At 71.6% G+C, this 11,106-nt stretch carries 6 protein-coding genes; 2 read left to right on the forward strand and 4 right to left on the reverse strand.

Translation table 11 applies throughout. The annotated features are described in order from the left end of the window. Window positions 1-174 precede the first annotated feature (174 nt). Window positions 175-1,119 (forward strand): hypothetical protein, encoded by a 945-nt coding sequence (locus HG543_RS05380; RefSeq protein WP_169343589.1) that lies wholly within the window; start codon window positions 175-177, stop codon window positions 1,117-1,119. A gap of 15 nt (window positions 1,120-1,134) precedes the next feature. Here the strand turns inward: HG543_RS05380 and HG543_RS05385 are convergent, their stop codons facing one another. Continuing rightward, a complete protein-coding gene (locus HG543_RS05385) occupies window positions 1,135-5,067 on the reverse strand; it encodes a serine/threonine-protein kinase (protein ID WP_169343590.1) in 3,933 nt (1,310 codons plus the stop codon). A gap of 400 nt (window positions 5,068-5,467) precedes the next feature. Here HG543_RS05385 and HG543_RS05390 point away from each other — a divergent pair, with 400 nt between their 5' ends. Then, window positions 5,468-6,730: a serine/threonine-protein kinase gene (locus HG543_RS05390; protein ID WP_246356776.1), complete on the forward strand. Its 1,263-nt coding sequence runs from the start codon at window positions 5,468-5,470 to the stop codon at window positions 6,728-6,730. 5 nt (window positions 6,731-6,735) lie between these two features. Here HG543_RS05390 and HG543_RS05395 read toward each other — a convergent pair whose 3' ends face one another. The 3 genes from HG543_RS05395 to HG543_RS05405 are packed head-to-tail and all read right to left on the reverse strand — an operon-like array spanning window position 6,736 to window position 11,055. Beyond that, complete coding sequence (locus HG543_RS05395; RefSeq protein ID WP_169343591.1) at window positions 6,736-7,578, reverse strand: fatty acid desaturase family protein; 843 nt, start codon at window positions 7,576-7,578, stop codon at window positions 6,736-6,738. Window positions 7,579-7,606: 28 nt separating this feature from the next. Then, window positions 7,607-9,010 carry a cytochrome P450 gene (locus tag HG543_RS05400; protein WP_169343592.1) on the reverse strand — a complete coding sequence of 468 codons (1,404 nt, stop codon included), beginning with the start codon at window positions 9,008-9,010 and terminating at the stop codon, window positions 7,607-7,609. A 17-nt stretch (window positions 9,011-9,027) separates the two neighbouring features. Further along, window positions 9,028-11,055 (reverse strand): lipoxygenase family protein, encoded by a 2,028-nt coding sequence (locus tag HG543_RS05405; protein ID WP_169343593.1) that lies wholly within the window; start codon window positions 11,053-11,055, stop codon window positions 9,028-9,030. Between the last annotated feature and the right edge of the window lie 51 nt (window positions 11,056-11,106).

The following is an 11,106-nucleotide window of genomic DNA, read 5'->3' on the forward strand; positions in this document are numbered from 1 at the left end:
GTCCTCCGCTGAAGCGAACCCCGTATCGGGAAAAGGTGCACCCGCCGCTTCCGTCCCGCACGCCCGCTACCCTGCTGGCTGTAACACCAGACAGGAGAGGGACTCATGAGCCGAGACGACAGGAGCCAACGCGGGAATTTCCCAGGAGGACCACGGACAGCCGTGGGACGCTGGGTGACTGTACTCCTGGGTGTTCCCGCGCTCTGGTGCGGCACCCTCGGCTGCGAGGCTCTGCCTCCGGAGGAGCTTCCCGGTGAAGGCAGGCCGATCCACGCCTCCGACGACTCCCTTCAGTCCGCCAACGGCCTGTCACCCAACGGGCTCATCACCAACGGGCTCATCACCAACGGCCTCATCACCAATGGGCTCATCACCAACGGCCTCAGCACCAACGGGGTGAGCACCGCCAGCTTCGGCACCTGGTTCGACTCCACCGCGTCGGCGTACTCCGACATGGTGATGAAGTACGTGGTGGCCTGCGCCTACGCCGAGGGCAGCTCGCTCACCTACCAGGCCCCCTCGACGGGCATCACCTACACCTGGCCCGGGCTGTTGGGCCTCACCCCTGGCTGGGCGAGCGGCCAGCCCATCACCCCGGTCGAGGAGCAGCTCATCACCGGGTGCCTCGCGGCCCACGTGAACAAGTACGGCATCCAGATGGAGGTCTCCGTCCGCGGGGCTACCGCCGTGGGCACCCTGCTGCCCGTGACGCAGTCGGAGGCCACGGTGTTCTCCGAAAAGGAGGCCGCGTTCTTCGGCAACCTCATCAACGGAGCGGGCGTCTTCGCCTGCAATGACCGCAACCTCACCGTCATGGAGAGCAGCGCCCGCGCCTGCGGTCTGGCGTCCCAGGGCAACGGTGCGAGCGTCGAGTGCCCGCCCATCCGGCACGTCGGCACCTGCAAAAGCATCTGCGACCTGGACGAAAGCAAGACCCATTACACGTCCTGCGTCTTCAATGGAGTCACCTACAAGCCCCTCACCACCCGCATCCGGCCCGCGGACATCTATCGGTGCGGCGACGGCGTCTGCCAGTTGACCGAGTCGTGCGACCCGGACCCTCGTACCGGCAGCAACCGGTACGACGCCTGCGAGAGCGACTGCGGTAACTGCCCGTGACGCGGCACGCGGGCCTCACCCCACGGCCCGGACGCGCACCTGCTCCAGGCCGCGCCGCAGCCGCGCCTGCATGAGGTTGGGGATGCGGGCGGCGCGGCGCAGCGCCTCCTCCAGCAGCCGCACCGGCGCCTCGCGCTCCCCCCGCCTCCTGCGTGCCAGGGCCTGCAGCTCCAGCACCTCCAGGGGCTCCTGCTCCACCGAGCATGCGTCGGCGCGGCCCTGGAGCGCGCGCCACTCCTCGGGGCTCGACTCCCGGGTGGCCAGCTCCACCAGGCCGAGGAGGACGTCCTCGGAGGGACTCAGGGGGATGCCGGTGGACGCCACGCCCTGGCGCACCTCGGCGAGCCGCTGCCTCGCCCGCGCGTCCTCTCCCATCCAGGCCAGCACCCTCGCGTGGAGGAGCAGGGCCCACGGCCGGGGGGCCACCTCGCGGTGCCGCTGCTCCAGCGCGACGGCGCGGAGGATGTGCGGCAGGGCCGCCTCCGGGGCTCCGGACTGGTAGAGCAACTCGCCCATGTTGTACTCGGCGAAGTACTCCCACCCCACCATTCCCAACTCGCGGCCCAGCCGCATGAACTGCTCCTGGTCCTTCAGCGCGCCGGGCAGGTCTCCGCGCGCCACCCGGAGGTTGCGCCGGTTGTTGAGGGCACTGCCCAGGTGCAGCCGATCCCCTCGCCGGTGGCAGCCGGCGATGAGCTCCTCGAAGATGCGCTCGGCGTCGTCGATGCGGCCCAGCATGGGGAGGATGGCGGCCAGCATCAGCAGCGACACCACCCAGGACTCATAGCCGGCGTCCCCCAGGGCGAGCGCGCGGGTGGCGGCCTCCTCCAATTGGACACAGGCCTCCGCCCACGCGCCACCGCGCAGCCGCGCGCGCCCCTGGCCCAGGAGCAGCCGCACGTGGAGCTGGGGAGAACGCAGGCCCCGCTGCCGCGCCAGCCGCCGGGCCTCCTCCACCCGCGCCCCGGAGGCGGCGTAGTCGTTCGTCCAGTCCAGGGCCATGGCCTCGTCCAGCAGCAGCTCCACCTCGTCGCCATCCGCGCCCAGGCGCCGCGCCAGCTCCCGCGCCTCGGCGAAGTCCGCCCGCGAGTCCTCGTAGCGGCCCACGCGGTAGCGCATCAGGCCCCGGCCACGCAGGGCATCGAGCCGGCGCCGCGCGTCCTCGGCGGGCAGCAACTCCAGCGCGCGCGTATAGGTCGACTCCGCCTCCAGATAGGCGTGACGGCCGCGAGCCGACTCGGCCAGGAGGGCGTAGAGGGTCGCGCCCTCCTCGCGCAGGCCGGCGGCGGCGGCGTGGCGCGCCAGCTTCGGCAGGCGCTGGCGGTCGGCCGCGAGCGGCTCGCCCTGGTAGTAGCGCCAGGCGGCGCGGTGGATGCGCGCGCGGTCCGCCTCGGGCAGCTCGCGGGCCACCGTCGCGCGCAGCAGCTCGTCGCGGAAGCAGTACCCTCCCTGCCGCTGGGGCACCAGCAGCCCCAGCTCCCGCAGCCGGCGCGTGGCGTAGCGCGAGTCCAGCGGGAAGTCCGCCGCGCCACCGTCCCGCTCCAGCTCGCGCACCACGCCCTCGAGCTCGGCGACGGTGAAGCCCGGGCCCAGCAGCGCGCACAGCCGGGCATGCGCCGACAGCGTCGACGGCAGCGCCCGCAGCTCGCGCTCCGCCAGCCACTCCACGAGGTGCAGCTCGGGCACCTCGTCCAGCTGGTCCGTGACGAGGTACCAGCTCCCCCCGCCGGGGCGCTGGAGCACCCGCCCCTGCCGCTTGAGGCCGTGCACCAGCTCCACCAGCAGGCGCGGGCCGCGGCGGGCGCGCTCGGCCAGCTGCTCCAGCACCTCGATGGGGACGTTCTCCGCCGGCACCAGGAGGTCGCGACACAGCGCCACCGCGGCGTCCCGTGGCAGCGGGCCGAGCGGCAGGACAGGGCTGCGCGCGGCGCGAGCGCCCCACTCGGGTCGCAGGCGCTGGAAGGCCGGGCGCGCCAGCACGCACACCCAGAGCGGCAGACCGGACTCGGCCAGCGTGGCGTACTCCAGGGCGTCCAGCGCCGTCTCACCGGCCTCTTGCGCGTCGTCGATGATGAGGCACAGGGGCTGACGGCGGGCGCGCGCGGCCAGCAGCTCGCCAGCGGCGCGCACGGCCAGCGAGTGCAGGGCGCCCGGGGCCACGGCCCTGTCCCGCAGCGCGCCCGCGTCGGGAGGAAGCCACCCGAGCGTGGCGGCCACCACCGGCCACAGCTCCGCGCCGAGCTCGGCGCCCAGCAACTGGAAGAGCGTGGCGCGCCCCTCGTCCCTCGCCGACGTCCCCTCCCCGCGAAAGGCCCCCAGCGCCCCGCTGATGAGGGCACGCAGCGTCCCCTCGGGCGCCCCCGGCGCGGGCTGACGCGCGCGCAGGGCGCACACCCGCGCCCCCGGCAAGGACTGCCTCAGCCGCTGGACGAGGCTCGCGCCCAGGCACGACTTGCCCGCGCCCCACTCGCCCAGCACGGCGGCCAGCGTGGGCGCCCGCTCCTCCAGCGCCGCCGTCGCGCTCCGCACCAGCTCCGCCAGCTCCGCGTCGCGTCCCACGAGTCTGGGAGGCTCGGCCCCCGCGAAGGGCGACGTGAGGTCCTGCCTCGGCGCGGGGCGCGGGGCGCGGAGGAAGAGGCCCGGACGGCCCGGGAGCGGCTGGCAGGGCAGCTCCGGCAGGGCCTCCATCGCCGCGGGAGTCAGCAGCAGGGTGGCCGGGTCGCCCTCCTCTGGATGGCGGTCCTTCCGCGTGAGGGAGCCACCGAAGTACCGCGGCGCTCCACCGGGCGCCTGCTGCACCGTCACCGACGCCACGTCCAGCAGCGCGGCGGGGGCGAGCTCGTGCGCGGCGAGCCCCTCCGCGGCCCGCACCGCGCGCTGCGCGGGATTCTCACCGGTGTTCGGGTCGAACACCCCGACGAAGCGCGTGCCCTCGTAGAAGGCCAGGTGTCCACCGAAGTCGGCCAGCAGCTTCTGGAGGGTGACGGCCGTGGCGCCGGAGTGGAAGAAGAGCACCGCGACGGTGCGGCGACCGAGCTTCGACGCCTCGGAGCGAAGCGGGACTTCCGGCGCGCGGGGGCGCGGCGCGGACGGCCGCTCGCCACCGGCCAGGGCATCCCGGAGGGCCCGGTGCACCGCCTCCGCGCTGTCGAAGCGCCGCTCCGGCTCCTTCGCGAGGCAGTGCAGCACCACTGCCTCCAGCGCCTCCGGCACGGCCGCCCGCCCCGCGAGCCCCGGAGGCCGGAGGGACAGGTGGGCCTGGAACACCTCCGTCTGGGTGCCGGCGAAGGGAGGCCGCCCGGTGAGCAACTCATAGAGGAGCACGCCCAGGGCATAGACGTCCGCGCGCGCGTCCAGGGACGGCGTGCCCGCGCACTGCTCCGGGGCCATGTACTCGGGGGTCCCCGCGAAGGCACCGCTCGCGAGGAGGAAGGACGGAACGGGCACGGACGCTGCCAGTGGCCTCGCCAGCCCGAAGTCGATGAGACACACCCGCGCCTCGGCCGAATCCACATACACGTGCTCCGGCTTGAGGTCGCCATGCAGGAAGCCGCGCGCGTGCACGACGGACACGGCCTCCGCCAGCGCGAGCGCGCACGGGGCGAACACCTCGCGCGGCAGCGGCCCCTCGCTGCGCCTCAGCCACCCGGCCAGCGTGGGCCATTCCAGCCGCCGCATGACGACGTAGGGCCGGCCCCCTGGAAGCAGTCCCGCCTCGTACACCTCCGGAACCGTGGGCGGCCCGATGGCTCGCAGCACCTGGGATTCATGGGTCAGTTGTGACCAGCCCAGCGGGCTCTCGGGATGGGCCACCTTGATGGCCACCGGCGCGCCGTCGCGCTCCCGTCGGGCCGACAGCAGCAGGCCGAACCCCCCTCGCGCCAACACCTCGTCAACGCGGTAGCCCAGCAGGCCGAAGTCGGCCGAGGCGCACTCAGTGCTCACCATGGGCAGCCTCCAATTTCTCTCAATTCAAGACGCCTTCATCCCCGGGAGGGCGCCTCCCCCACTACCGACAGGCTAGACCCTGCTCGGCTGCTTTTCACGTCAGGCGAAGGCTTATCCCCGGACTTCGCGCTTCGCTGTCTTCCAGCTTCCAATCCAAACCGCGCGTGGAGTCCCCGCTGGAGGGCCTGGGCCGGAAGCCTCGTTCGCCGGGGCTGTATGCCTTGTCATGCTTTCATGTGAGGTATTTGCTTGAGGCGTTTCCCACGTCAGCGGAGATGCCATGGAAGATGCCACGCAGCCCTCTGTACAGGCTTCATTCACGCGAGTCTTCGCAGACACCCCCCGACCCGGCGCGCTCAAGCCAGGCACCCTGGCGGGAGAATACCATCTGCGTGAGGAGTTGGGTCAGGGCGGCCATGGCACGGTGTACAAGGCGGAGCACCGCATCCTCGGCCGCCTCGCGGCGGTGAAGGTCCTGCACCCCCACCTGGCCGACAACCGCGAGATGCTACAGCGCTTCGTGCGCGAGGCGCGGGTGGTGAACCAGATTCGCCACCCCAATGTGGTGGACATCCATGACTTCGGCCTGCTGCGCGACGGCAGGCCCTACCTCGTGATGGAGCTGCTGCCGAGCCGGACGCTGAGCCACGTGCTGAGGGAGCAGGGGCGGCTGTCACCCGAGCGGGTGCTGGCCTACCTCCTGCCGGTATGCGCCGCGCTGGAGGCCGTCCACCGAGCGGGGGTGGTGCACCGGGATTTGAAGGCGAGCAACGTCGCCGTGCTGTCCGAGGGCAACGAGCTGCCGCGGGTGAAGCTGCTGGACTTCGGCATCGCCAAGTTCATCCGCCCCGAGCCCGGCTTCGGAGGGCTGACGGTGGCGGGGCAGCGGCTGGGCAGCCTGCACGCCATGGCGCCGGAGCAGCTCCGTGGAGACCCCATCGGCCCCGCCACGGACATCTACGCGCTGGGCGTGCTGCTCTACCAGCTGCTCACCGCCACCCATCCCTTCCACGCGCATGACCCGGTGGAGCTGGAGATGCTGCACCTGGAGATGCCGCCGCCGAAGCCGAGTGAGCGGGTGCCGATGTCGCCCGCGCTGGATGCCGTGGTGCTGCGCTGCATGGAGAAGGACGCCAGCAGGCGCTACCCGGACGTGGCGTCCTTCCTGGCCGCGCTGCGGGACGCCGTGTTCCCTCCCTCGTCCGAGCGGCTGGCCGCCCACACGCGTGGCGCCCACGCCCTGGCCCTGCATGTCACCGTGGCGCCCGAAGGGGATGATGACCGGGCGTACGCCACCACCTCCGAGCTGCTCGACGGCGTCGAGGAGGAGCTGCGGAGCGCGGGCTTCCTCCTCGCGGTACGCACGGGCCTGACGCTGCTGGGCGTGCACCTGCTGGAGGGCGCTTCAGCGACGCCGCGGCGGCTGGTGGAGAAGGGACGGGAGCTGCACGCCCGGGCGCTGGCCCGGGCGCTGGCCCACCTCGACGTGCGCGTGAAGGTCAGCGCCTGCGCCCACCTGGGACGCGTGGACATCCGCCAGGCGTCCGGCCAGCTCGAGGTGGTGGGGGGCCCCGCCGTGGACATCGCCGGCTGGGTGGTGCGCGACGGCGGCGAGTTCGTCCTCTCGCCCGAGGCGGCGTGGGCCCTCCGGGAGGCGGCGTAGGCGCGTCAGCCCGCGACCTCGCCGGCGACGGGCGCGACCTCCACCTTCGCCTCGGGATTGCGCCAGACGAAGGGAATGCCCGGCTGGCGGTAGTGCGTGGCGGGAATGTCCTTGGCCAGCTGCGCGTGCAGCTCCGGGAGCTGGGACCAATGCAGCCCGTGCCGGACATGGTGCGCCGTGTGGTACCCGAGGTTGCCCGTCATCAGGTTATAGCCCCGGTGCAGGATGTTGTAGGACGCGTGGGTGTGCTCGTTCGTGTCCAGCCCCACGTGGTGGAAGTACGTGGCCCACACCGTGACGAACAGGGACACGCACATGGGCAGCAGGAACACCCAGAGCGCGTTGTACCAGTCGTGCCAGAACAGCAGGCCCAGCAGGAACACCTGCAGCGCGCCCATCCCCAGGAAGACGGGCAGGTAGCGCGGGTGCTGCCGCCCCACGGCGAACGCGCGGGGGTAGGCCACCAGGGTCGTGATGATGGAGAACTCCATCTCGCCCATGGTCGTGCCGTCGGCGCGCTTCCAGCGGGCCTCGTCCTTCTCCTGGTCCAGGTAGTTGCGATGGTGGCCCAGCACGTGGTGCAGGAACCACGCATGTGACGTCACCCCCGTCTGGAACGCGAGCATCACCTCCAGCAGGCGGTTGGGCAGCGCATGCCGGAACATGGGCACGTGCTGGTGGTGGTGGTTCCACGCGCAGATCCACCCCTTGGGAATCACCCAGAGGAGGAGCCACAGCACGGGGAACCAGGCGCTCCGCGACGTGAAGTAGACCGTCAGGTCCAGGGCGAACACGCAGGCGAACAACAGGACGGGGATGCGATCACTCGGATGTCGAAACAGGGTCATGTTGCTTTCGCTGCGAGGGGGGAAGGTCCTAGCCCACCGACTGACGGGCCGTAACGACCGGGCGTGCGACGAACTTCCCGGTGACGCCCTTCGGTAGGACGACGCCGAAGAAGAAGTCCTCCTCGAAGGGCTCCGTGGAGTCCACGTGCACCCTGGCGCGCGCGGCGAGGGTGGCGAGCGCCGTCTGCAGGAACACCATCGCCAGGGGCGCGGCCACGCACGCGCGCGGGCCCCGGCCGAACGGGAAGAAGTGGCCACTGCCCAGCGGATCCCTCGCCGTGCCTCCGTCCAGCCAGCGCGAGGGGTCGAAGGTGTCCGGAGCCGTCCAGTGGGCGGGGTCCCGGTGCAGGTGCTGGTTCGAGATGAGAAGCGTCGTCCCCGCCGGCAGCGTGACGCCCGCCAGCTTCGTGTCGGCGCTCGGCGTGCGGGTGAAGATGCGGACCGCCGGAAGGATGCGCAGGGCCTCGTACGCGACGGCCTCCGTCCAGCGCGCGCCGCGCAGGACCTCCCAGCTCGGTGGCGCCTCGGCCAGCGCGGCGGCCTCGGCGGCGAGTCGCGCCTCGGCGTCGGGGGACTTCTGGAGCTGGTGGAAGGCCCCCACCAGCGTGGTGCTGCAGGAGAAGACGCCGCCGTAGAAGCTGGAGCCCAGCAGGTGCGCGAGCACCTGGTCATCCATCTCCGGCATCTCGCGCAGCGTCCAGGACAGCAGGTCCTGCCCGCCCGGAGTGGGCGTCCGCCGCGCCGCGCGAACGCGCTCCAGGAACTGCCCGTAGTAGCGCGTCTTCGCGGCCTCGTAGCCCTTGGGGAAGCGCACGAAGCGCAGGGGGAGGTTCGCCTTGATGCGCGCGTCCGCCCCCTTCGCCAGCAGCATGAAGTCGTCGTAGGCCGGGTCCGGGAGGTGCTCGCCGACCAGCGTCACCGCGAGCGCGTCGAACGTCAGCCGCCGCAGCGCGGGCGTGAGGTCCAGCGGGCCCTGCGTCAGGAGCGCCTCCAGTGAGCGGGTGATGGACGCCCGCAGGGGCCCCACCTGGGCCGCCAGCCAGTCACCGGACCAGGGCTGCGCCATGGGGTCCGTCCGACGCTTGCCAGCCCAGTCCTCGCCCTGCTTCGCGATGAAGGACGTGTCGTCCGTCACCGTCGGGCGCACCTGCTCGTTGACGTTGCCTTTCTCGAACTCGAGCCGGCGCGTCTCCATGACCTCCTCGATGACCGAGGGGTCGTTGAGCACCAGCGCGGGGCTGGGGCCCATCCAGACCAGCGTGACGCCGCCATACTCCCGCCCATACCGCGCGCAGACGTCCCAGGGTGGCACGCCCAGGAAGTCCCCCACGTTGCCCAGCACGCCGGGCTGGGGGCCGGGAAGCCCCTGCAGCGCCTTGCGCCGGGCCCCGAAGAACAGATTGAACAGACCGCGCGAGAGCAGGTTCGGCATGGGTTCCTTCACACGTCTCAGACAGTGATGCCGCAGGGGATGCGGTCGGGCCGCAGGACGGTGTAGGGCACCTCACTCGTCGCGTTCCGGGCCTTCACCGCTTCCAGCTGGGCGCGCAGCCGGTCCTGGAAGCGCTGCTGGACGGCGAGCACCTCGGACTCCTGGAAGTACACCTCGCGCCAGCCGCCCTCGTTCAACAGGTACTCCTCGTCGTCACCGAAGCTGGAGAGCGCCCGGCCGATGGCGACCTGCCAGAGCGTCTGCGAGCGGGTGGGCAGCATCTCCGCGAGCTCCTTCGCGCCGATGACGCCCTTCCGCGTGGGAGGCGCCTGCCGCATGCACAGCGGCGCGTTCGGCACGAAGGCGTAGTGCTCGTACTGCAGATAGTTCACCGCCGCGTGCTGGACGCTGACCGTGAAGATGAGCGTGGCGAGGATGTCCACCAGGTCGGAGACGCGCTTCAGCTCCGCGCAGGGCAGCTTGTCGGCGGGCAGCCCCCGCTCGACGAGGTCCGCCCACCAGGCCTGGAGCTCCGCGTCCTCCACGAGGTCCGCGTCGGACCGGTAGAAGTGCCCGAGCACGCCGCCGACGTACTCCTCGATGGCGTCCCACAGCGGCAGCGCGTCGTCGCGGTAGGGGTAGTACGGCAGCACCGCCGGGTCCAACACCCCGCGGCGCGCCAGGTCCACGCGGGGCTTGTTGTCCGTCAGCTTCCAGCGCTCGTAGCCCTTCTTGCCCAGCTGCAGGTGCCCCTTGTCCGGGCCGCCGGTGGCGATGAAGTCGTCGAACACGGCGCCCTCGGCGAGCAGCCCCTTGCGGGCCCCGTCGTTGATGGCGAGGGTGTAGCGGAAGTGCCGGCGCATCAGCTTGTAGACGGGGTGCGGGTCCGGCAGGTTGCGCATCGTCGCCATGACGAACGGCTCCGCCACGAAGTGCGTGCGCAGCGCGTGCCCCACCATCTGATGGGCGTTGCCCTCGCCGCAGCGCACGAAGATCTTCGCCGCCAGCCAGTCGTACTCGCCGTCGTTCGGCGTGAAGACCGGGTCCTTCGCGGCGTCGCGGCCGAGCTGGATGGCGAGCGGGCGCAGCCTGTGGGTGTCATCCCAATACAGCAGGCACCGGGACGCGGGCGCCCAGCGCCGCTCCTCCACGCCGTGCTCGTCCACCTTCCGGAACATCTGGATGCCTTCGAGAATCTCGAGGTCGAGCAGGAAGACGCGCCGCGCCTCCAGGGCCTGGGCCAGCGTGGTGCCCGGTGACAGCAGGCCCGCCACCGCGTCGTCGGTGAGCGCGAAGCCCTCCGGCAGGGCGGTGATGCTCGTGATGTGGACGGGGTGGATGCCCTGCACGGCCTGCCGCGCGAACTCGTAGTCGTCCTTCCACCGCTGGGCGAGGTGGGGCAGCTCGATGCCCTTGAAGAAGTCGTAGATGTCCACCAGCCCGTCCCAGACCTTCGCCAGCATGGGCAGGTGGAGCTGGATGGACGCCAGCGTCTTGGCGATGACCACCTCGTAGCTGCCCTCCACGAGCCCCCGGTAGAGCTCGTCCTTCGGCAGCGGCCGCTCCTTGCGGATGTCGAGCGCGCCAGGCAGGCCCACCGTCTCCTCGGCCGGACGCCAGCCATACATCTCCTTGCGGGCGCGGAGCTGCGCCTGACGGGCCGTGGCCTCGCGCTCGTTGCGCACCTGCCGTGCGAGCCGCGCCGTTCCCTCAAGCACCTCCACCGTCGAGTTGCCCAGCACCCACCGGTGGTGGGGGAAGTTCCACAGCTTGACGCCGGAGGTCACCTGGACGGTCTCCAGCAGCCAGTCGTCCTCGAACTTCGCGGTGTTGCTGAAGCGCAGCAGGAGCAGCTCGCCCACGTCCGGGCCCCGCACCGTGTACACATCCTCCGCACCGATTCCGAAATCGTTGCGGAAGGGCTTGTCCAGCACGTGGGGCCCACTCTCGCCCTGCATGCCGACCAGAATCACGGAGATGGTCGCGTCCGTTCCCGCGCCAAGCCGCGAGCCCGTGCGAATCACGAGTTTGTATTCAGTGCTCATGGGGGTTCCCGGAATCACCACAGGCCCTTGCGTATAGGATGGCGCGCGCGG

Source organism: Pyxidicoccus fallax (genome assembly GCF_012933655.1).
In the GTDB taxonomy this organism is placed as follows: Bacteria; Myxococcota; Myxococcia; order Myxococcales; family Myxococcaceae; genus Myxococcus; species Myxococcus fallax.